General features: G+C 54.7%; 16 protein-coding genes. 9 read left to right on the top strand and 7 right to left on the bottom strand.

Annotation, left to right across the window (positions count from 1 at the left end; translation table 11 throughout):
- The first annotated feature begins 116 nt into the window (after nt 1-116).
- The 5 genes from AC2FIP_RS10230 (at nt 117) to AC2FIP_RS10210 (ending at nt 9601) form a co-directional block, all read left to right on the top strand.
- Nucleotides 117-3947 (top strand): beta strand repeat-containing protein, encoded by a 3831-nt coding sequence (locus tag AC2FIP_RS10230; RefSeq protein WP_496786258.1) that lies wholly within the window; start codon nt 117-119, stop codon nt 3945-3947.
- A gap of 60 nt (nt 3948-4007) precedes the next feature.
- Nucleotides 4008-4802 (top strand): SapC family protein, encoded by a 795-nt coding sequence (locus AC2FIP_RS10225; RefSeq protein ID WP_496702696.1) that lies wholly within the window; start codon nt 4008-4010, stop codon nt 4800-4802.
- Nucleotides 4803-4840: 38 nt separating this feature from the next.
- Nucleotides 4841-6163: a TolC family protein gene (locus AC2FIP_RS10220; protein WP_496786257.1), complete on the top strand. Its 1323-nt coding sequence runs from the start codon at nt 4841-4843 to the stop codon at nt 6161-6163.
- Nucleotides 6160-8307, top strand: coding sequence for a type I secretion system permease/ATPase (locus AC2FIP_RS10215; protein ID WP_496786256.1), 2148 nt, complete (start codon nt 6160-6162; stop codon nt 8305-8307). Before AC2FIP_RS10220 ends, AC2FIP_RS10215 begins: the two co-directional genes overlap by 4 nt.
- 61 nt (nt 8308-8368) lie before the next feature.
- Complete coding sequence (locus AC2FIP_RS10210; RefSeq protein WP_496786255.1) at nt 8369-9601, top strand: HlyD family type I secretion periplasmic adaptor subunit; 1233 nt, start codon at nt 8369-8371, stop codon at nt 9599-9601.
- 77 nt (nt 9602-9678) lie between these two features.
- Here AC2FIP_RS10210 and AC2FIP_RS10205 read toward each other — a convergent pair whose 3' ends face one another.
- The 7 genes from AC2FIP_RS10205 to AC2FIP_RS10175 all read right to left on the bottom strand — a co-directional run bounded on the left by AC2FIP_RS10205 (nt 9679) and on the right by AC2FIP_RS10175 (nt 18384).
- Nucleotides 9679-11349: an ABC transporter ATP-binding protein gene (locus tag AC2FIP_RS10205; RefSeq protein ID WP_496786254.1), complete on the bottom strand. Its 1671-nt coding sequence runs from the start codon at nt 11347-11349 to the stop codon at nt 9679-9681.
- 348 nt (nt 11350-11697) lie between these two features.
- Entirely contained in the window at nt 11698-12399 is a 702-nt protein-coding gene (locus AC2FIP_RS10200; protein ID WP_142636417.1) for a response regulator transcription factor, read from the bottom strand.
- Nucleotides 12399-14264 carry a PAS-domain containing protein gene (locus tag AC2FIP_RS10195; RefSeq protein WP_496786450.1) on the bottom strand — a complete coding sequence of 622 codons (1866 nt, stop codon included), beginning with the start codon at nt 14262-14264 and terminating at the stop codon, nt 12399-12401. Before AC2FIP_RS10195 ends, AC2FIP_RS10200 begins: the two co-directional genes overlap by 1 nt.
- A 104-nt stretch (nt 14265-14368) precedes the next feature.
- Nucleotides 14369-15901: a sulfatase-like hydrolase/transferase gene (locus AC2FIP_RS10190; protein ID WP_496786253.1), complete on the bottom strand. Its 1533-nt coding sequence runs from the start codon at nt 15899-15901 to the stop codon at nt 14369-14371.
- 72 nt (nt 15902-15973) lie between these two features.
- Nucleotides 15974-17809, bottom strand: coding sequence for a carbamoyltransferase family protein (locus AC2FIP_RS10185; protein ID WP_496786251.1), 1836 nt, complete (start codon nt 17807-17809; stop codon nt 15974-15976).
- 4 nt (nt 17810-17813) lie between these two features.
- The gene (locus AC2FIP_RS10180; protein ID WP_142636421.1) at nt 17814-17963 is read right to left on the bottom strand and encodes a DUF5989 family protein; all 150 of its coding nucleotides are present in this window, start codon (nt 17961-17963) and stop codon (nt 17814-17816) included.
- Between the two features lie 16 nt (nt 17964-17979).
- Nucleotides 17980-18384: an SxtJ family membrane protein gene (locus AC2FIP_RS10175; RefSeq protein WP_496689252.1), complete on the bottom strand. Its 405-nt coding sequence runs from the start codon at nt 18382-18384 to the stop codon at nt 17980-17982.
- 191 nt (nt 18385-18575) lie between these two features.
- Between AC2FIP_RS10175 and AC2FIP_RS10170 the strand changes: the two genes are divergently transcribed.
- From AC2FIP_RS10170 to AC2FIP_RS10155, 4 genes are read left to right on the top strand one after another with little or no spacing between them, the layout of a single operon-like run.
- Nucleotides 18576-19700 carry an ABC transporter permease gene (locus AC2FIP_RS10170; protein WP_496693778.1) on the top strand — a complete coding sequence of 375 codons (1125 nt, stop codon included), beginning with the start codon at nt 18576-18578 and terminating at the stop codon, nt 19698-19700.
- Between the two features lies 1 nt (nt 19701).
- Nucleotides 19702-20517 (top strand): ABC transporter ATP-binding protein, encoded by an 816-nt coding sequence (locus tag AC2FIP_RS10165; protein WP_271949003.1) that lies wholly within the window; start codon nt 19702-19704, stop codon nt 20515-20517.
- 5 nt (nt 20518-20522) lie between these two features.
- Nucleotides 20523-21839, top strand: coding sequence for an MlaD family protein (locus AC2FIP_RS10160; RefSeq protein WP_142636429.1), 1317 nt, complete (start codon nt 20523-20525; stop codon nt 21837-21839).
- 14 nt (nt 21840-21853) lie between these two features.
- Nucleotides 21854-22486 carry an ABC-type transport auxiliary lipoprotein family protein gene (locus tag AC2FIP_RS10155; RefSeq protein WP_496702142.1) on the top strand — a complete coding sequence of 211 codons (633 nt, stop codon included), beginning with the start codon at nt 21854-21856 and terminating at the stop codon, nt 22484-22486.
- The last annotated feature ends 8 nt before the right edge of the window (nt 22487-22494 follow it).

Here is a 22494-nt window from a genome sequence, read left to right as displayed (position 1 = left end):
GTTTCAGTTTAACACAATTTTTTCTGGTCCGACCGCATGAACATCCGATGGGCAACACACATGAACAAAACGTCGCTGCCCATGATTTCAGCGCGGAAACAGCATGTGAGGGCAAGATGACCAAAACACCTGATATTACACGCAATCCTGCAAGTACCCGGCCCGATGCGGGTCAGCGGCAACAGATACGCAAGTGGATCGACAACAAAATGCGCCGCTGGGTCGGGCGCGGTATCGCAGGCAGCCTAAGTTCGGCCTTGCTTGCCCTTCCTGCGTTGGCACAGGCCACGGCCGAAGAACTGGACACCTTCCAATTCGCTGATGCGATTCCCGGCGTTAACAGCGCAAAGCTACTGGCAAATGGCGATGTTCTTCTCAAACTGGAAGATGGGCGCACGATTTTGGTCTCGGCAGAGAATGTTCATATCCTGGACGGCGGCTCCATCATGATTGCCGAAGATGCGGCGGCGGAAATCGCGCAATTCGCACTGGCCGCCGAAGCCGGGGGAGCCGCAGCAGCCGCTGGCGGCGTTAGCGGAGCCGGTGCTGTTTTGGGAGGCCTTGGTCTGGCGGGTGCAGCCGCAGCAGGAGGAGGTGGTGGCGGCGGCGGTGGAAATGACGAGGCTCCGTCGCCTGCGCCGGATTTCCAAAGCCTGAACCTTGCTGGTCTGCAAGCGAACGCATTGAACAGCGCCAGCGCAAACCTGATGGCGCCGACCGGAACCACAACCGTCGAGGTGACAATCGGGTCACTGACCAAGACGGCAACGCCCTATCCAGATGGCAGTTGGAGTATTTCCCTTACGGCGGTTGAGGCGGCTAGCCTTCCTCAAGGAGTGACAACAGTCACCGTTCGCAACCTGGATGGAGCGGGTGAGGAAGTATCGGTCGAAACGGTAAGATTCGATGTGGACACTCTTCCACCGACGGTCAGCATTACGGGCTTTTCGGACGGGGCCATTCTGAATGCCGCCGAGCAAGCGACTGATCTTACAATCTCGGGCACTTCTGACGCCGAGAGAGGTCAAACAGTAACGGTATCTGTAAACGGGCAGACTTATACTGGGACAGTGAATGGCGGCGGCCACTGGAGTGTTACCGTGCCGGCCACAGACCTGGCCGCCCTGCCTGACGGGGTGACCGTTTCAGTGACTGCCGATGTCGACGACCGCGCAGGAAATCCGGCGATACAGACAAGCGCAAGCTTTGACACAGACTTTAGCGCTCCAACGATCACGCTTGATCCGGTCTCTGGCGGTTCGATCGGCCTGGGGGACATCGGCTCTGACCTGAGTGTCACCGGGTCGACATCCGCCGCAGACGGGCAGACAGTCACCGTGACCTTCGATGGCCAGACATATACCGGCACCGCGTCAGGCGGTACTTGGAGTGTCACCATACCCAGCAGCGACCTCGGCTCGCTTTCCACCGGAAATCCGGCCACGGTAAGTGTTGCCGTAGATGATTTGGCAGGAAACTCATCGGTACCGGCCACCGCCTCAGTTCCGGTCGATCTGACGGGGCCTTCGGTGAATATCGCGCCATTGTCAGTTGGCGCGGTCATCAACGCTGCCGAAACCGCCTCCGACCTGACCATCAGTGGCACAACAGGAAATGTTCAGGACGGTCAGGTGGTGACAGTATCTCTGGATGGGCAAAGCTACAGCGGCACAGTAAGCGGCGGCAGTTGGAGTGTCACAGTCCCGGCAAGCGATCTTGCATCGCTGACAGACGGGGCTAGTTTTACAATCACTGCGGATGTGCTTGACACAGACGGCCTATCTGCACCGCAGGCAAGTGTGCCCCTGTCCAAGGACGCCACTGCGCCAACTGTCAGCATCGACAACTTCTCCGACGGCGCTGTCATGAATGCAGCCGAACAGGGCACTGATCTGACAATCTCTGGAACGACGAACGCTGAGGATGGTCAAACCGTAACCGTTTCCATGAATGGGCAGGACTACACCGCAACCGCCTCTGGCGGTACCTGGTCGGCGACCGTCCCGGCGGTAGATCTTGCTGCCCAGTCCGATGCAGCAACCGTCAATGTTACCGCAGATGTCTCTGACGCGGCTGGCAATCCGGCCCCGCAGGCCAGCGGCAGTTTCACAACGGATTTCACAGCACCGGCGGTTTCCATCACCGGGTTGTCGGATGGGGCTGTCATGAACGCAGCAGAACAAGGAACCGACCTTACGGTGTCCGGAACTTCCGATGCGGCAGATGGCACGGTTGTGACCGTAGAAATCGTTCGGCAGGACGGCACAGTTGACGTCACCGGCACGGCGACTGTAACGGGCGGGTCCTGGACCTATACCGCCTCAGCCGGGGATTTGGCGGGGCTTCAGGATAGTGAAACCTACGATGTCGAGGCATCTGCTTCGGATGCGGCTGGGAACACAACAGCGACATCAACCAGTTTTGACACAGACTTTACCGCGCCATCGGTCACCATCGACCCTCTTTCGGTCGGGTCGGAGCTGGATGTGTCCGAAAAAGATAGTGACCTGACGATCACCGGCACAACAGATGCCGCCGACGGGGAAACGGTTACCGTAACGTTGGACGGGCAGTCCTATACTGCCACCGCCTCAAGTGGTACCTGGTCGACAACCGTTCCGTCCGGAGACTTGGAAGCGCTGGCAGACAGCACAACCTTCCAGGTTTCTGCGACGGTTACGGATTCCGCCGGCAACATCTCTACCGCCGCCACCACCCCGTTAACCACGGATTTCCGGCCTGTCCTGACAATCAATGACGCTGGAACAAACGGTGCTGTTTCATTGGATGACGTCCAAAATTCAGGAGTGGTTGTCTCTGGCACGTCAATAGGCCTTGCCGCAGGCGAGGCTGTAGATGTGACGTTGAATTCCGTGTCAGTCGGAACCGCTACGGTCGGAGCCGACGGAACCTGGGCACTGTTGGTAAGTGCTGCGACCTTTGCATCAGTCGAGGCGGGGGATGATCTGGACTTTGGTGCAGAGGTATCTGTGGCAGGTGGACCTGATCCTTTGCCAGTTACGGATGAAAACACGGCCCATGAACCTGCAGCCTATGTGATCACTGAAGCCGGAAAAAGTGGATCAACGGTCACATTTGAAATCTACGCAGATCCTGATACGGATCTGTCCAGCGGTCTGGCGATCACAGCCGAACTGGGTTTCGATCCCTCAGTGGTGACGTTTGACACCGGATCAGATGTCGAGAATGGGGCATTCGATTTGTTCCTGACGAACCCGGTGAGTGGATCAGCCGTCAGTTTTGCTGGCGCGGCGACCACCTATTCCGACCTGTCCCAACCCATCGTCACATTCACGATGACAGTTCTAGATGCCTCTGAACCGATTGTTCTGACGTTGACGACTCCGGATGGTGGTCCATCGGTGCTGCAGATCGGGACGTCAGCCGACGACACATTGATTGCAACCGACATCGACAACGTCATTCGTGGCCAGGACGGCGATGACACAGTGGATGTCTCAGGTGCTGGTCGGGACATTGTCGTGTTCGAGCCGGACCCAACAGCAAATGGCGTTGATACGATCACTGGCTTCACGACTGGACCCGCGACTGACACCGCTGATGCGATCATGTTCAGTGGGTTGGATGTCGACAGCCTGCGCGGCGACGGTACAGGTGTGGAAACGCTTTCAGTAGGGGATGCACTAGGCGCGGACACCGGAGTGGTTGGTTTGACGACAGAGCTGAGCGATCTGACTGCTCAAACCATCGAGACCGCGGTCGAAAGCCTTACCGGCGCCGAAGCAGGTGACGAGATCTATGTCCTGGCAACGGATGGAACTGACAGTGTGCTGGTCAAGGTCGACTATTCCGCATCCGATGCGGCGACAGTCGAAACGGTGGCCCATTTCACCGGATTGGATGACCTCAGCGGGCTTACTGCTGACAATATTCTGCATACCGATCCAACCGGGGCCAGTGCCTGACGCTCGACTACGCTGCCACCCTACGCGGGTGGCAGTACTCTCGATTTTCAAGAGGTAGAAATGGCACAGAATGGCCTAGTTCCGATCAATTTCAACCGTCACAGTCATCGGTATTGGAAGCGTTTCACATCTTATGACTTTGCAGCTGAACGCACCGAGAGCGTGATCGTGGAAGAAGAGGTGCTCCAGATTGCAGCCACTTTTCCGATCGTGTTTCGCAGGACCGGCCCAGAAATTGAACCGATTGCGGTATATTCACTTCTTGCTGGTGAACCCTCGCCATTTGTTTCAACAGAAGGGCGTTGGCTGGCCAGCTATATTCCGTCCGAACTGCGTAGTCATCCTTTTACGTGCCGCCGGCTGGATAGCGGCAGCACCTTTCAGCTGGTGGTAGATGAAGGTTCGGGCCTGTTGACCGAAGAGTGCTCTGACAATCCCTTTTTTTCAGCTCCGGATAAGCTCGGCACTGAATTGAAAGAAGTTCAAGACTTCCTGAAAGCGCGCGCAACCTCTCAGATTAGAACTACCGAAATTTGCAAGATGATAGACGCATTTGGGCTGTTTGAGCCCTTGAGCGACAATTTGGAATTAGGCTCTGCACATAACTGGTTGCAAATCAACTCTGCACGCCTGGAACAGCTATCGGCAAAACGCAAATTGGAACTGGTCGAAACAAAAGGCTTACGCCTGATCTATGGCCATCAGGCTTCATTATCCAATCTCAGATGGCTTTTTCAGGCGCAAAAGCAGATTTCCCAGGCCGGTGCATCTGTAAAATACACCGAAAATTCAGAACTTACCGGTTTCATGAGTGCATTCGCCCAAGCCCAAACCGATGACGTAATCTGGCCCTAATGAAGTGTGAATGACAAATGCCCACATGCGGTCGCTTTTTGAGTTTTCTGATTTCTGCTCTCTCTTTCAGCATAGTATCGGCCTGTACCCAGCCACCTGACATTGCCGGGGTCGAGGCTTCTTCTTCGACCGGGGCCGTGGGTTTCCGCACACATGAACCATCTCAGAAACTGACCACCAGTTCCTTTGGCAAGCGTGTACGGAACGCTGTCGAGACCAGCCCCAACCTCGCGCGATCTATGTCCGCGCTGGATGTGGCCGTAGCCAACCACGACGCGGCAAAAGGGGCCTTTCTTCCGCAGGTTTCACTTGGAATCAACGCCAGATCCGAGCGGGTAGACTCGGACACAGCCAACGTGACCCCTTATCTGCGGATCTCACAGCTCGTTTATGACGGGGGGGCCGCATCCGGTGATTTGACTGCTGCAAAAGCACGGGTTTTTGAAAGTCGCGGCGGCCAGTTATCAACAGCCTCGGCAACCGCTCTGGCTGCGATTGAGGCCTATATAGTGGTCTTGGATTTACGGAAAATCCTGGATATTTCGGTGAAAAATGTGGAAGTCCACCAACAGCTCGTTCAACAAATTTCCGAGAGGTCTGCATTAGGCGCTGGTTCGAACGCCGATGTATTGACAGCGCGGTCGCGGATGGCCGATGCACGGACGCGACTGGCGGATGCAAAAGCCAGAGTGGACCTCGCCGATGCCCGGTTTCGTGAAGTTTTTGGCAGCCCGTCAGGTGATCTTCAACCCCCAGTCAAAGCGCCGACGATCTCACAATCGGATCATAGTATCGTAACGGGAAGCCTGCAGATTCGACGTTCAGAAGCGGCCCTGCTTGCTGCCAAGGCAGAACGTGCTGCCGCTTTGGCACGCCGTCAACCCGGCGTGAATGTTTCGGCATTTGCGGATCGGGATGATAGCAATGACGCAAATTTCGGGGTCGACCTGTCTTTCAATTATGAGCTGGACTCTACTGGACAGCGCCGTGCCGCCATTACCGCGGCTGAAGCCAAAGTTCGCGAAGCGGAATTCGTTCATCAATCCCTAACGCGAGAAATACAAAGAGAGCTGGACACAATTCGCGCTGACCAAATTGCTGGAGCACAACGGCTTAGAGAGGCGCGAATAGCTGCGCAAGCGAATGCTGACAGTGTTGCAGCAGCGCGCGCGCAATTCACAATCGGACGACGCAGTCTGATCGAAATCCTTGACGCACAGCGCGACTATGTGAATGCGCAGGAAAGACTTATCCTAGCCGAACAGAACTATTTCCTGACAGACTACGCAATCCTTAGTTTGACTGGTGACATCCTGGACCTCCTTGGCATTTCAATCAGTTCCGTTGAGGGCTCTCAATGAAACAATTGACACCTGCCTTCGCAACGCCCGAGTTATCGTGCTTTGAAAAATGCCTGATGCACGCTGCGGCCCATCTTGACTGTCCAATCACTTTTGCCGGGATCCTCGCGGCCCAAACAGGCCCGAACGGAGAGCTTACAATCCGCGATTCATTGGAACTGGCACGGCGTGTTGGGGTCCAGGCGGGATACGGAAAAAGGGCTTTGTCAGCTTTTGACAACACTTTGGTTCCTGCGTTGTTGATTCTTGAAGGGGGAAGATCCGTTGTGTTTCATGGCCGAACCTCAAATGATCGGGTTCTGATCTATGATCCGGAGGTTGGCACGGAAATAGGTCAAATTCAGCAAACCGATCTATCAGAAGTCTATACAGGGTTTGCGATCCTGCTGCGGCGCAACCACCGTGAGGATTTAGCCACGGGGTCCAGTTCTGCTTCGGGCCACTGGTTTTGGTCCGCTATGGCGGCAAATCGTTGGTCTTACACTCAGGTTGCGCTTGCGGCGGCGTTGGCAAATCTGCTTGGTCTATCTACCTCGGTCTTTATCATGGTCGTCTATGACCGTGTTTTGCCAAACGAAGCCACAGAATCTCTGATTGCTTTGACAGCAGGTGTTGGGATCGCGCTGCTTTTTGATTTCGTGCTCAAACTCCTGCGGGCAGGATTCATAGATCGGGCTGGCCAGAAAGCAGATATTTCGATGGGCCGTAGAGTCTTTGACCAGGTCCTCAACATTCGCATGAAGGCGCGCACAGGTTCGACAGGGGCCATGGCCAGCACCATTCGTGAATTTGAGACACTCCGTGAGTTTTTCACATCCGCCACCTTGGTGGCAGTCGTGGATCTACCCTTCATAGCATTGTTTGTCTTTGTCATTTACTTGGTCGGTGGCCCACTTGCACTTGTTCCAGCTCTGGCTGTGCCTGTCGTTTTGCTAGCAGGCATCATCGTGCAACCTATACTTTCTCACCTTGCCGAGAAAAGCTTCACCGATGGTCAATCCAAGCAATCGGTTCTGGTCGAAACTGTATCCGGGTTGGAGACCATAAAAACGACAGCGGCGGCCCGGCCCATGAGGTCGCGGTGGGAGGCTGCCATACAGCTTCAGTCGTCACATGGCGCGCGCAGCAGGGCAGTGACTCAATTTGCCTTGAATTTGACCGGATTTACCCAACAGGCCGCCCAGGTCCTTATCGTTTTCTACGGTGTTTTTCTTGTGATGGATGGTCAGGCAAGCATGGGCGCGCTTGTTGCTTCGGTCATGTTGACCGGGCGGGCTCTTGCGCCACTTGGGCAACTGGCACAGACCCTGACACGGGTTAATCAGGCCCGAAATGCCTATCGAAACCTTAATGCCTTGATGCAGGCCGACAGTGAGCGCCCCGAAGGGCGGAGCTGGATCAGTCGCGATCGCTTTGAAGGGAGATTAACCTTCGAAAATATCCAGTTTGCTTATCCCGAAAAACACGACAACGTCTTGTCCGGTGTTTCATTCACCATCTCGCCCGGAGAGAAGGTTGCAATCCTTGGTCCGATCGGCTCGGGGAAAAGCACGGTCGCGCGGCTAATGCTTGGTTTGTACGATCCAGACGCCGGGTCTGTTCAATTGGATGGGGTCGATATCAGACAAATTGATCCAGGTGATTTGCGGCGCAATATCGGCTCTGTTCTGCAAGATATTTGGCTGTTTTCCGGGTCAATCCGCGACAATATCAAAAGCGGCGCAATCAGGCCAAGGGATGAGGACCTGATTTGGGCGGGGCAAGTCGCTGGGGTCGAGGATTTTGTCTCCCGCCATCCCGGAGGCTATGACCAAAATCTGGCAGAGCGCGGTGAGGGATTGTCAGGGGGACAACGGCAGGCCATCGCCTTGGCCAGAGCCTTGATTGGTAAACCTCCGGTTCTTCTTCTGGACGAGCCAACAAGTGCCATGGACGTCAAAACCGAAGCTGAGGTCATTCAGCGGCTCAAAAAGGCGACCCCCGACACAACTATGCTGATCGTAACCCATCGAACCAGCCTATTGGAACTTGTCGATAGGGTTATCGTCATAGAGGGCGGCAAAGTACGGGTAGATGGACCAAAAAGCATACTGTCACAGCATTCCGGAAAGCAACGGAGGCATCTGAATGTCGCAGCATCATGACCTAGCCTCGCTTGCCCGGGAAATGCGAGGCGGGTCACCGGTAAGGAGTTCATTGCTTCTCTTGGTAATCCTGACTTTCTTGGCGGCAGCAGCGTTTTGGGCCCATTTCACTGAACTTGATGATGTCACCCGTGTAGAAGGCCGCATCGTGCCGTCGGCGGATGTTCAGATGATTGAAGCTACGGAGTCCGGCATTCTGCAGTCATTGAATGTCCGAGAAGGCGAGGTTGTTGAAAAGGGGAAGTTGCTGATGGAGTTCGATACCACCCAAATCGACAGCAAGCTCAGCCAAGAGGAACAGCGTGCATATGGCTTGAGAGCCCGATCCCAGCGCCTGCAAGCTGAGATAGACGGGACCGAGCTGACATTTGATACGATCCTGGTCCAAGGTGCGCCGACTGTTGTTCAGTCTGAGACAGCTCTGTTTCAAGGTCGGCGATCAGAGTTGCAGGCAGAAATCTCAATTCTGATGAGCCAACGGGAACAGCGGTTAAGAGAATACGAAGAAGGGCTTGTCGATACGGTGACCGCGGCCGAGACCTTGAAAGTTCTGGCCGAGGAACGGGCTATCATTACCCCCCTAGTAGAACAGAAGATGGAACCCGCCACGACACTATTGTCTTTGCGACGCAGCGAGGCTGAGTGGCAAGGCCGCCGGACCAGGGCTGAAGCCGCTACCAACCGTCTGAAGACAGGATTGGAGGAAATTGATGATCGGGTTCGGGCGACACAAAGCAGGTTTCGAAGCGCGGCTTTGACCGAACTTGCATTGGCAACTGCGGAACTGGCTACTCTGGAACCATCACTGCCAGCCTTACGAAACAGAGCGGAACAGGCGCAGATCAGGTCGCCGGTACGCGGCATCGTAAATCGCATTCACCGCACGACCATAGGCGGTATGGCACGGAGCGGTGAGGAACTGATCGAAATTGTACCGCTGGATGAGTCTTTGTTGGTCGAAGCCTATGTCCGCCCCGAAGACATCGCATTTCTGCACCCTGAACAGTTGGTTCGGATCAAGATTACTGCCTATGATTTTGCTCGATACGGGGCCTTGGACGGGCAAATTATCCGTATCGGGGCTGATACCGTGATGCGATCTGAGCGGGACGATGAAGAAGTTTTTGTCGTGGAAATCCGGACCAACCACTCGATGTTGGATGGGAACGGCGTAGCGGTTGAAATTATTCCCGGCATGATTGCCGAGGTGGATATTCTTGCGGGCAAGAAAACCGTTTTGGACTACCTGCTGCAGCCGATTGTCAAAATCAAAGATCAGGCCCTTCGTGAGTAGTAATTGACCGGGCCAACGCCCATTACTTCTCGATGCCGTTCAGAATCTATGTGGGACCCCGCCCATTCGGACTGAGCTTAGGATCCCGGAAGCTTGAATTGCTGGTCAAACAGTTGGCGGAACGTCCCGTTATGTTCGATTAGCGCATCAAGGTTGCCTTGTTCGATAACTTCACCGTCTTGAACAACCATAATGGTATCTGCCTGAAGCACAGTTGAAAGCCGGTGTGCGATTACAATGGTTGTTACATTCTCGGTCAACTTGTCCAGCGCAGCCTTAACAAGCGCCTCAGATTCCGCATCCAAAGCACTGGTGGCTTCATCCAAAAGCAAAATCTCGGCATTGCGCAGAATTGCCCGCGCGATCGCCAGACGCTGTTTTTGACCTCCAGAAAGAAACGCGCCGTTTTCGCCTACCTGCGTATCGTACCCATTTGACAACTGTGAGATAAACACATCAGCATGGGCAGCTTTTGCAGCCTCAATCACCTCTTCATCGGTGGCACCAGGTCGTGCATAGCGAAGGTTTTCCATCACAGTTGTCGAAAACAGGAATGTGTCCTGGCCCACATAGGAAATCTTGCGACGCAAAGACGCAAAACTCACTTCGACAAGGTTTTGGCCATCTATTTCCACCTTGCCCTGGTCGGGATCATAAAACCGCATGATCAATCCGAATATCGTGGACTTGCCCCCCCCGGATTGACCAACCAAAGCTGTGGTCTTGCCCGCCTCGAAAGTCAGGTTCATATCCTTGATTACTTTTTGCTCGCCTTGATAGCCAAAGGTCACGTTGTTCAGGCGTATTTCACCCGGGCCGGATTTCAGCTTCTCGGGGTTCAAGCTTTCGACCATCGGATCTTCCTGATCAAGCAGTTCGAACATCATCCCCACAGGCACCAGGGCAGTTTCAATCACGACACGCGTTTTTGACAAACGTTTGGCCGGTTCATAAGCCATCAGAAGGGCTGTGATAAATGACATCAGCTGGCCCGCCGAAGTCGGCTCGCTGCCGGTAACATCAAGGGTGCTGATGATAAGAATACCGGCAATCGCGACACCGGCCAGAAGCTCCATCAATGGGCTGGCAATCGACTGCAATCTGGAAATCGAGTTTGCCCGCTTTTCAACCGACCTGATCGCTGCGTTCATACGATCGGTCATGTTGTCTTCCAAAGCAAAGACCTTGATGACCCGTATGCCAGCGGATGTTTCCTGAAGAACCTTGATGATTTCGGACAACGCCTTCATTTCTGACTGCATGATCGACCGCACACCTTTGAGAATGTAACGCACGCTCAAAAGCGCAACGGGACCCACAAAGAAGAACAGAATAGACAGCATAGGCTCTTGGTAAATCATCACGAAAACCAGCCCAACCAGAGTCAGAGCATCGCGCACGAAACTGGTCACCATAACGTCGATTAGCCGCCGCGCGGCCTGAGCCCCATGGGTCACACGCATGAGAAGGTTGGACGATTCTGTTTCCGCAAAGAAACCAACACCGCGTTTCAGCAGTTTATTGTACAACTTTTCCTGTTGCACAGCGATGATCCGATTGCCTGCACGCGCCAGAAAGATCGACTGGATATAAGAGGCGACCGCCTTACCCAAAAACAAACCCACCACCGCGGCGGCAATCAGGTAGACTTTAGATTTCATCTCAGGCGTGGTCATCGCATTGACGATGTTCTCCATCATCCAAGCGGTTCCGGCCGTTGTTGCTGCGACGAAAATCATTGCCACCATGGCAACACCGTACAACCAACCCTGCTTCCGGAGACTTTCACTCAAAAGTCGACCGAGATGGCTGGATCTCCAGTTCGCTAAGGTCTCTTTGATCATTTTACGCTCCAAAACCTTTTCGAATTCGATATCTGATCACGTTTCAACCCAAGTTAGCCTTAGCCAAAGAACCGCGCGGTTGTGTTAGTTATGCCCGACTGTGCCGAGAATCCAGTGCCTGCCGACAGATTATCAACACGCGACCGACAATAACGGGGTGGCGACCGTAATATCTGCTTTAACGCCCCTACGTTCCGACAGCTTATGAGCCCGTTTCACACCGAATGCCAGATGCACCCAGCTTCGTCATCATCATCGCCAGGCGACGTCGCCCAAAAAGATGTACCCTGCCCCATAGATGGTTTTAATCAATCGCGGGTTCTTGGGGTCCTCGCCCAGTTTTGTTCGCAATCGGGATATTCGCACGTCCATGGCCCGGTCAAAGCTGTCGCCCGCGCCTCCCCCGAGCGCTTCTTGCATCTGCGACCGGCTGATCAATCGTTTAGGACTATCTAGAAACAGACGTAACACCTCGGCCTCGGCGTGGCTGAACGGCGTTTCTGATCCGGAACCATCTTCAAGAACATAGCGGTCGAAATACGCGGTCCAGCCGTTGAATTCTGCGATCTCTGACTGAGGAGCTGGTGCCCGCGATGATCGAAGCCGCGCCCGGATACGAGCGACCACTTCGGCTGGATCAAAGGGTTTGGTGATGTAATCATCCGCGCCAAGTTCCAATCCGGTGACACGATCCTGTACCTGTGCCCGCCCCGAAATAATGATGACTGCGGCACCTTGTTCCAAAGCCAGGCGATGAACAAGTGCCAAGCCGTCTGTATCCGGCAAAGACAGGTCGACCAGACACACATCGGGCACCACTCTTTTCAACGATGCTTCAAATTCACGAGCACGGGAAAAACTTTGAGTGCGGAACCCCGCCTCTTCCAGTGTGTCGGTCAGGATACGACGTATCTCAGGCTCATCATCTAAGATGGTTACCAGCGGTTGGTTCATCATGCGGCCTCATTTCGGATTAAGGCAGTAAGCTGCGCTTGTGTGAACGGTTTGCGCAGAACTGGTGCCAAAGCCAGTGCCTGACGATGCAGCGGGTCGGAATAAGGCAGCGATGTCATTAGAATGCACGGCAAGGAAGGGTTCACTTTCTGCAAAAGGTCAAGCCCTGTCTCTGGTCCTTCCAGCCGAATGTCGGACAATATCAATGCGATGTCTTCGATCTGGTTCACCAATGAAAGCGCCTCATCGGTTGAGGTCGCCTCAATCACGGTGAACCCCATCTCCACAAGCATATCACGGAAATTCCGACGAAGTTGGCTGCTGTCTTCAACCAACAGAACCAGTCCTTCCAGCGCAGGCGGCGCGGCGCGGTATGGTAACCGAAGAACCACCATGGCGCCGCTTGGTGTATTGCGCAGGCTCAGATTTCCACCGGTCAGTTTGACCGTATCGTAAACCATGGGCAAACCCAAACCCGATCCCTTGTCACCCTTTGTGGTGAAGAATGGATTGAGTGCCTTGCCAAGCGCTTCTTCCGAAAAGCCCGGCCCTGTGTCCGAGACGGAAATCTCGACCCAGGTTCCACCAATCGTATGCGCGCTGATCGTGATCTGACCTGTTTCTCCGCAGGCATCTCGCGCATTTAGCACCAGATTCAGGATGGCGTCCTGCATCATCCCCTGATCCAACATAAGTGCCACATCCGGCAATGTATTCACGACCGAAAGCCCCATGCCACGCGGCAGTGACGGCGTGGCGAGAATACGCAAATCCTCGAGGAGAGCACGCATATCCGTGGCTTTGGGATGCGGTGTTCGATTGCCGGTCATGCCTGCCATGCGGTTCAGCAACTGCCCGCCGCGTTTAGCAGTCTGGCGCGTGGCGGCCACCAGCTTTTGTGCGCCTTCCGGCAGGTCCATTTTATCAAGCTTGGCCTGCATCCCCAGTATAATTGTCAGCAAGTTTGAGAAATCATGCGCAAGACCGCTCGTCATTTGCGCCGCCATTTCCCGGCGGCGTGTTTGTTGCAGGGCCACACGGGCTTGCGTTTCTTCAGTGATGTCGACTGACATCACATAGACACCGCCTTCGCTGTCGGGCGTGAACGAAACACGGATTCGACGTGAATCCTGACCCTCTGTGAATTCAAATACCGTGGCTTCCCCGTCGTAGGCACGGTTCAGGTTCTGTTCGATCCGCGCAAATGCGGCCGGTCCCAAAGCGTCAGAAATATGCATCCCAAGAATTTCAGAGGGACGGCCGGGCAAAACCGAACTGAGCTTGCGATTGGAATAATCGTACCGCCCATCGGCATCCAGATGCGCAATATGCGCTGGCATCATTTCGGTTGTCATCCGGGTGCGGGCTTCGATTTCGGTTAACTGACGTTTTGCCTCTTCCAAAGCCGAAATGGTCGACGCTAGCTTTCGGTTGGTCGCCGCCATTTCCTCGGCCCGGGTCAACAATTCGTCCGACAATTCTTCGGAACGCGCCCGCAATAGCGCTTCGGCCTGTTTGGTATCTGTGATGTCGGTATAGACCGTTACCCATCCGCCGTTGGGCAGCGGTGCTCCCTCGACCGAGATCACCTGCCCATTCGCCCTGACGCGCTCAATATAGTGCGGTTCAAAAGTGAGGGCCTGACTGACCCTATGTGCGACGATGTCCTCGACAACCTCATCATGGCCATACTCGCCGATGCTCGCCAGAAAATGTATTGTGTCACGGAACAACGCACCCGGCCGGACCAGATCATCCGGAAGGTCGAACATCACCTGAAAAGGCCGGTTGCAAAGCACCAGCCGCAACTGACTGTCGTAGATCGACAACGCCTGACCGATCAGATTCAGCCCCGCTGTCGTCATTGCCTTTATCTGATTATCTGTAATGTTCAATCTGCCCCCTCTCTGAAGCTATGCGTAACATCAGATTGATCGCAGGTGTAGCAGAGACAGGGCAACATTCCCGACTAATGCCTGAGCTTGGATTTTGGCCCCTCTTTGGTGATGGAATGCAGGGAAAGCGTATGGTCCATATTTCGCATACGGTGCCGCAGCATCTCGCGCCCCAACCTGGCCAGGTCTGTTGCGTATTCCGGGTTGCTCGCCACGTTTTCCATTTCGCCGCAACGCAGGTGGTCAAACAAAAGCGGAGGCAGGTTTGCCGCAAACTCGACCAGCGTAAACCGTTCGTCACGCAAGATGGACAGGCATGAATCGCTATTGCCCGTTCCCAATTCCTGTTGCCAAAGGGTTGGTTTTTCCGGCTCGGCAAAGTCAAGCTCGCTGAAAGAAAAGCTTCGCCAATCCTTGGGTCCCTGCCCCTGCAGAAACGGCATCAAAGACCGCCCATCTATAGAATTCGGGATACTCTGGCCCACCCAATCCAAAATGGTTGGCGTGATGTCAATCGACTCGGTCGGTGCCGTCACCACGGCTCCGGCCTGCGCCTGATTGCCTGGCATCCGGACCAGTAAAGGCGTGTGATAAGCTGCGTCATAGACGGTCATCTTACCCCAGCTATGTCGATCACCCAGCATTTCACCGTGGTCAGCTGTGATTACGATCAATGTCTCATCATATTGATTGCTGTCCTTGAGAAACTGGACAACGCGGCCGATATGATAATCGACCTCTGTTGCAAGACCCAGATAAACAGAGCGCAGCGCCTGAATATTGGCCGTGGAGGGTTGCACCTCATCAAAACCCAAAACGAAATCCGAAGCCGAATACCGCGCCATCGTTGGTCCGAAAAACGGGTGCATCGCCCGTTCATCTTCTGGGCTGAGATGACCAACCGGCACCGGCAGCGCGTCGGGGTCGTACATATCGTTATAGGGTGCGGGTGCGACCAGAGGAGGATGAGGCCGGATATAGGTCAGATGCGCAAACCAGCTTTGGTCGCCGAACCCCGCGATACTGTCCAGAAAGGCGGTAGTCAGAAAGGCGGTGTCGCTGTCTTCGGCGCGGTAAACCGCCGGATCGTTCAATTTGGGCGGCCTGCCTGTGCGTGAGGTGGGTTTGTGCAGATCCCAATAGCTGTCGAACCGGTACCCTTTCTTCAACAAATCGGCGCGCCAAGGATAAGATTCCTCAAGCCGCATTTCCACGACTTCCTGGAATCCCTCCATAGGACGTTCGTAGGATTTCAAGATCGGATCGTTGGCATCGTAAACCCGCGGGTCCGCCGATGTGTCGGTATAACCGTAGAGCAACGGCAGATATCCCGCTTTGCGCATCTCGGTCGCGATGTTGGGGGTGTCATGCCTCAGCGGGGTACCATTGCGAACCGATCTATGATTCATCGCATATTGCCCGGTCAGGATAGACGCGCGCGACGGGCCGCATGGGTTGGTGACCGAGAAATGGCGCTGAAATGTGACGGCTTCGTCCATGAAAGCGCGTAGGTTTGGCAAGTTGACATGCGCGGCCAACGCTCCGGCCAGACAATCCGCCCGAAGCTGATCAATCACGACAAACAAGACATTACCGCGTTGCCGCATCCCCTGCCCCCGATTCCATCAAATAGATCTCAGGGGCAGACTGTGTCGCGGTTCAGTCGCTTGCGCAACAGATTAGTCCAGCTCGTATTTTGTCTCGTAATTCTCCCTGAGCGCGGGATCCTGATCTTCTTTGCGCAACAGGCAATTCCCGATCGACAGGACCTCGATATCCGTGCCCATGAAACAGCGGAACGCATCGGTGGGCGTGCAGACAATCGGTTCGCCGCGCACATTGAACGACGTGTTCACTACCAAAGAGCATCCGGTCAGTTCTTTGAACTTTGAAATCAGCGCGTGATAGGCTGGGTTGGTCTCTTGGTGGACTGTCTGGATACGGGCAGAATAATCAACATGGGTCACAGCAGGGATGTCAGATCGTTTGACGTTCAGTTTTTCAATCCCGAACAGAGCGTCTTCTTCCTCGGTCATCTTGCGCCGGATTTTTTCCTGCACATCCGCCACGATCAACATGTAAGGGCTATCGCCATCCAGTTCGAACCAATCGGCTACGTCTTCGCGCAGAACGGATGGGGCAAATGGGCGGAAGCTTTCGCGATACTTGACCTTCAGGTTCAGCGTTTTCTGCATCGAAGCTGACCGTGGATCGCCCAGAATGGAGCGGGCACCCAACGCGCGCGGCCCGAATTCCATCCGCCCCTGGAACCAACCAACGGCCTTACCGTCAGCCAGCGCCTGCGCCGTCTGGTCAATCAACTCACCATTTTCATAGGTGGAAAACTTCGCACCGGCCGCCGCCAGTTCTTGCGCTATGTCGTCATCTTCATAACGCGGACCAAGATAGGCCCCCAGCATCTGATCACCCGAGGTCACTTGCCGCGGCTGCGCTAGCTCTTGATGCCAGGCCGCATAGGCAGCACCCAGCGCCCCGCCCGCATCACCCGCTGCGGGCTGCACCCAAACATTGTCGAAGGCGCCATCGCGAAGAATTTTGCCATTTGCGACACAGTTCAGAGCAACGCCTCCGGCCATGCAGAGGTTGCGTATACCATGCTCTTGCGCCAGGTCCCGAGTGATCCGCAGCATGATCTCTTCGGTCACGGCCTGAACCGAGGCGGCAATATCCATGTGGAACTGCGTCAGCTGGTCGGTTTCGGCTTTTCGAACCGGTTGGTCGAACAGCTCTTCCATCGCTTTGCTCGTCATGGTCAGACCAGCTGTATAGTTGAAATACTTCTGGTTCAGGCGGAACGAACCGTCCTCTTTCAGGTCGACAAGATGCTCAAGGATCAGATCCTTGTATTTGGGGTCGCCATAGGGCGCCAAGCCCATGACCTTGTATTCACCAGAATTCACCTTGAACCCGGTGTAATAGGTGAATGCAGAATACAGCAGACCCAGCGAATGCGGGAAATGCAGCTCTTTCACCATGGTCAGCTCGTTACCGCGACCAATACCCACGGTGGTGGTTGCCCATTCTCCGACTCCATCGACAGTCAGCACGACCGCGTCTTCGAAGGGCGAAGGATAGAACGCACTGGCCGCGTGACTGATGTGGTGCTCGGCGAACAGCAGTTTTTCGAGATCGAATTCCGGGTCGATTTTGCGAAGCTGCTTTGCAAGCAGATCCTTGAGAAACAGCTTCTCTCGCAGCCAGACCGGCATTGCCATGCGGAAGGAATTGAACCCGCGTGGCGCCACCGCAATGTAAGTCTCGATCAACCGTTCAAATTTTAGAAACGGTTTGTCGTAGAAAACCACATTGTCGACGTCTTCAAGCGCAACCCCCGATTCGGCCAGCACGTAATTGATGGCTTCTACCGGAAATCCGGGGTCGTGTTTGCGCCGTGTAAAACGCTCTTCCTGCGCGGCCGCAACGATCTTGCCGTCGCAAAGCAACGCCGCTGCGCTGTCGTGATACAGCGCCGAAATACCTAAAATGTATGCCATGTGATCAGAACAACGTGTAGACGAAAGGTGCAATCGCCGAGCCTTGGCTCAACACGATCAATCCACCAAACACACCCAAAACGATCAGAATGGGCAACAGCCAGAATTTCTTTCTGACTTTCATAAATGACCAGAGCTCGGATACGAATGTCACGCCTGGTACTCCCTTGTTAAAATTGCTGTTTCATGCTGCCGGGCTGCTCTTCACGAACAATCCAGTAGCTATCTGATGAACTGTCCAGTTTCTGTGACAGCAGGTCTTTTCCCAACAGGCGCGTAACCAGCCCAAACGGGACAAACGTAGTGATAAACACCAAAAACATGACGATTGGGGCCACAATCGCACCCAAAAGCATGCCGAGTTTGAACCAAAGCCGGTTCGGCACCTTCAGAGTAGCGGGTGCAAAAACTGTCAAAGCCAGAATAACCCCAGCGATAACCATTGGGATCAGGCGCACCGACCCTCCGCCCCACAAGGGCCAAAGAGCGATAATTAAGAAAACTGCGGTGAAGACGTAACCAAAGCCCCGTTCGGACCCAATTTCGACTTCTACCTTCGCGTGATGATCAGACATTGAACACAACCATAATAACCAAACAAAAAACCTGCGCAAAGAATAACACTACTGGTTGCCGAAACAAGCCTTTTGCAAGCTCACACCATCATTCTTGCGATGAATGCCATCTTGCATCGCCTGATGGCTAAATACTTGAAGCGTGACAAAAACCCGTTGCAGCACCATGCAGATTCACATCAGATACCCCCATGACCCCGCCTACATTCACAACTGACCTGGATACGGATCAGGTTCACCTGCAGATATCGGGTGATCTTCACACCCAGTCTCTGGATATGGTTGAGCGTGAATTCGCGAATTTCCATCCCAACGGCGGAACGGTCACAGTTGATTTGACAGGCGTTAAGGCACTCGACACTGGCGGGGCTTGGCTGATTGCCGGCCTTGTCCGCAAGGTGAAGTCCAGCGGCGGGCAAGTAGAGCTGCACGGTGCAACCGCCGCGCATTCCGCGCTGATCGAAACGGTTTCCCGCAACATGCCGGACGAATCTGCCCCTGATCCCGGAAAGCCAGATTTTCTGGATTGGGTGGCACGTGTCGGCGAGCGTACAGTCGGTGGCTGGAAAGACAGCTTGTCGTTGCTTGAGTTTCTGGGCCTGACGCTACACCGGCTGGTCCGCACAATCTTGATGCCGCGGCGTCTGCGGCGGGCTGCGCTGGTATCGCAGATGGAAGAAACCGGTTTGAAAGCGATTCCGATCGTTGCCCTTATGGGTTTTCTGATCGGCGTTGTACTAGCATTTCAGGGGGCCACGCAGCTCAAGCAGTTCGGGGCCGAGATATTCGTGGTCGAATTGATCTCGATCTCTGTGCTGCGTGAGCTGGGCATTTTGTTGACGGCAATCATTGTTGCGGGTCGCTCGGGATCTGCCTTTACAGCTTCCATCGGCTCGATGAAGGTGCAAGAAGAAATAGATGCCATGCGGACGCTGGGCCTGGATCCGATCGAGGTTCTGGTCATTCCACGCGTTGTGGCGTTGCTGATCATGCTGCCAATCCTAGGGTTCATCGCCGATATCGCCGCCTTGATTGGCGGCGGTCTTATGAGCTGGATCGACCTTGGAGTCAGCCCCGGAATGTTCGTGACCCGCCTCAAGGAAAACACCGGCATCTGGCAATTTGCCATCGGTATGATCAAGGCACCGTTCTTTGCGCTGGTCATCGGTATCATCGCCTGTTGGCAGGCCTTACAGGTCAAAGGATCGGCACAAAGTGTTGGGCAAAGAACCACCGCGTCCGTGGTCCAGGCGATCTTCTTGGTGATCGCGCTGGATGCCATGTTCTCGATCTTTTTCTCGGTACTGGGGGTCTGAAATGGACGGTGTAACCCGCGAACAGATGCCGATTGGCGACACCCAGCGCGAGGCGGTGATACGGGTCCGCAATCTGACCAACCGGTTCGGACCGCAGATCGTGCACCAGGATCTGAATCTGGATGTCTGGCGGGGCGAAGTACTGGGCATTGTCGGCGGCTCGGGCACGGGCAAATCCGTCTTGCTCCGCACCATCGTCGGCCTGAACAAACCGGCCGCTGGAAGCATCGAAGTTCTGGGCGTCGACGTCCTGAACGGCCCCGAACAAGAGAGGCGGCGCATCGAACGCCGCTGGGGCGTCGCCTTTCAGGACGGCGCGCTTTTCTCGTCGCTCACCGTGTTGCAGAATGTCGTAGCCCCCCTGCGCGAGCATACAGGAATAAGTGAAAGCCTTATGTCGGCGCTTGGCGGTCTGAAAATCAGCTTGGTCGGACTGCCGCAGCTGAGCTGTGGCAAATTCCCGTCTGAACTGTCGGGCGGGATGCGCAAACGTGCCGCTTTAGCGCGCGCGCTGGCGCTGGACCCTGAGATCGTATTTCTTGATGAACCAACGGCCGGTTTGGACCCCATCGGCGCCGCTGCTTATGACGACCTGATTGGCGAGCTTCAGCAAGCGCTGGGTCTGACTGTGTTTATGGTCACGCATGATCTGGATAGCCTTTATGCGATTTGCAACAGGATCGCAGTTCTTGCAGAAAAACGTGTTCTGGTTGATGGTCCGATTGAAGAGATGACCAAAGTCGATCATCCTTGGGTCCAAGAATATTTCACCGGCCCCCGGGCGCGCGCAGCACAAAAAAAGGGTCAGGACAGGTAACACCCATGGAAACCCGAGCAAATTATATCCTGATCGGTGCATTCACCCTGGCTGGAATACTGGGTGCGTTTGGCTTTTTTCTATGGCTGGCCAAATTCGAGGTTTCCCGGCAATACGCCTATTACAATGTACTGTTCGACAATGTTTCCGGCCTGTCTGCGGCAGGTGGCGTCAGTTACAACGGACTGCCAGTCGGGCAGGTAATCTCCCTTAACTTGGATGACGAGCACCCATCCAAAGTGCGCGTCCGCATTGAAGTAGACGCAAGTATCCCGGTGACCGAGGATACCGTCGCCCAGTTACAATCGCTTGGGGTCACCGGGGTCAGCTATGTGGAACTGACCGGAGGCTCGGCCTCGGCCAAGCGTTTAGAACAGGACAGCCTGATCAAAAGCAAACGCAGCACCATCCAGTCCTTGTTCGAAGGTGCCCCTAAACTGTTGGAAAAGGCGATTACGCTGATCGAGGATATCGACAAGGTGGTGGATGACAAGAACCGCCAGCAGGTATCTCAGATTCTGGAGAACGTATCTTCGGCCACCGGAAGGCTGGACAAAACCCTTGCAGATTTCGAAAACTTGTCCTCAGATTTGGGTGGCGCAGCTAAAGAAATTTCAGCCTTCTCAAAACGCCTCGAAAAATTGGCAGACACCGCAGAAACAACGCTGGAAGCCGGAACAAATACATTAAATAGCCTGAAAACCGCATCCGACACAGCTGTATCGGCCCTAGACAGCGCAAAAGATACTTTTGACGCAGCAGATCGCATCATGCAGCAGGATCTGCAGCCCTTCATCGAACGGGCCTCGACCCTGGCAGACCACCTTACGGTCCTGACCGAAGATGGGCGCGTCGCGCTGGCCACGGTTTCCGAGACTTTCGTGAACGCAAACAAAACGCTCGGCTCCGTCACTGGTACGATGGAAACAGCAAAGGGCACTTTGACCTCAGCTGAACGCGCATTTGACTCGGCCAATGAGGTGATCAACAAAGATATCGGCGTCGTCATGGATGATGTCCGCAATGCCGCCAACCAAGTGGCGTCCACGGTGACGAAAGTGACAGACAGGCTTGATGATATTTCAGCCGATATCCTCAGCGCGTCCAAATCGGCCTCGGAACTTTTGGGAACCATCGACGGCATCGTTCAGGACAATCGCCGTCAACTGTCCGATTTCATGCGGGTTGGCCTGCCACAATTCACGCGTTTCATAGAAGAATCCCAACGACTGGTGATCAGCCTCGATCGTCTGGTGGACAAAGTTGAACGCGACCCCGCCCGTTTCCTTCTTGGGACCCAAGCATCGGAGTATCGTCAATGATCAGGCATTTGATAATGACCGCAGTTTTGGCGTCTTTGGGGGCGTGTACCGGACTGGAAACGCTGCGGCAGGCCTCAGAACCCAATGATCTCTATCTGCTGACACCCAAAAGCACGTTTTCTTCTTCGCTGCCACGCATCCAGAAACAAATCGTGGTCCAAGAGCCAACCGCGACTGCCGCGGTAAATACCGATCAAATTGCAGTTCAGCCGACACCTTTGCAGGTTCAATATCTGCCGCGTGCCAGATGGGTGGATCGCGCGCCGCTGATCGTCCAGGCGCTTTTGGTCGAAAGCTATGAAAACAGCGGACGGGTATCTGCCGTGGGTCGTTCGACCGTGGGGCTTCGTCCGGATTATGTGATTGTTCCCGATCTACGCGAGTTTCAGGGCATTGTCGTTAACCAGGATGGTGAAAGCTCGACCGTACGCGTCGAAGTTCGCATGAATATCAAGATCGTGGACGAGTTCGACGACAAGATCATCGCTTCGAATTCGTTCCAAGAGAACATAATTGCCAAAAGTAACCAGACCGAAGATCTGGTTACTGCCTTTGACGTTGCTCTGGGGAAAACCATGCGGGATGCTGTCGAATGGAGCATTCGTAGAATTAGTACCCATACAGCCAACAACCCTAGGTCATTCTAGTTTCTCCC

Source organism: Ruegeria sp. CDSB114 (assembly GCF_059611025.1).
The sequence above is the reverse complement of the archived record's forward strand: the minus strand, read 5'-3'. Positions and strand labels throughout refer to the sequence as shown.

Bases quoted from the DNA above. Each gene is read 5' to 3' on its own strand.
- AC2FIP_RS10230 (WP_496786258.1), top strand. From the start codon at position 117: ATGACCAAAACACCTGATATTACACGCAATCCTGCAAGTACCCGGCCC.
- AC2FIP_RS10225 (WP_496702696.1), top strand. From the start codon at position 4,008: ATGGCACAGAATGGCCTAGTTCCGATCAATTTCAACCGTCACAGTCAT.
- AC2FIP_RS10215 (WP_496786256.1), top strand. From the start codon at position 6,160: ATGAAACAATTGACACCTGCCTTCGCAACGCCCGAGTTATCGTGCTTT.
- AC2FIP_RS10205 (WP_496786254.1), bottom strand. From the start codon at position 11,349: ATGGTGGCAATGATTTTCGTCGCAGCAACAACGGCCGGAACCGCTTGG.
- AC2FIP_RS10200 (WP_142636417.1), bottom strand. From the start codon at position 12,399: ATGAACCAACCGCTGGTAACCATCTTAGATGATGAGCCTGAGATACGT.
- AC2FIP_RS10195 (WP_496786450.1), bottom strand. From the start codon at position 14,264: ATGACGACAGCGGGGCTGAATCTGATCGGTCAGGCGTTGTCGATCTAC.
- AC2FIP_RS10190 (WP_496786253.1), bottom strand. From the start codon at position 15,901: ATGCGGCAACGCGGTAATGTCTTGTTTGTCGTGATTGATCAGCTTCGG.
- AC2FIP_RS10185 (WP_496786251.1), bottom strand. From the start codon at position 17,809: ATGGCATACATTTTAGGTATTTCGGCGCTGTATCACGACAGCGCAGCG.
- AC2FIP_RS10175 (WP_496689252.1), bottom strand. From the start codon at position 18,384: ATGTCTGATCATCACGCGAAGGTAGAAGTCGAAATTGGGTCCGAACGG.
- AC2FIP_RS10170 (WP_496693778.1), top strand. From the start codon at position 18,576: ATGACCCCGCCTACATTCACAACTGACCTGGATACGGATCAGGTTCAC.
- AC2FIP_RS10165 (WP_271949003.1), top strand. From the start codon at position 19,702: ATGGACGGTGTAACCCGCGAACAGATGCCGATTGGCGACACCCAGCGC.
- AC2FIP_RS10160 (WP_142636429.1), top strand. From the start codon at position 20,523: ATGGAAACCCGAGCAAATTATATCCTGATCGGTGCATTCACCCTGGCT.
- AC2FIP_RS10155 (WP_496702142.1), top strand. From the start codon at position 21,854: ATGACCGCAGTTTTGGCGTCTTTGGGGGCGTGTACCGGACTGGAAACG.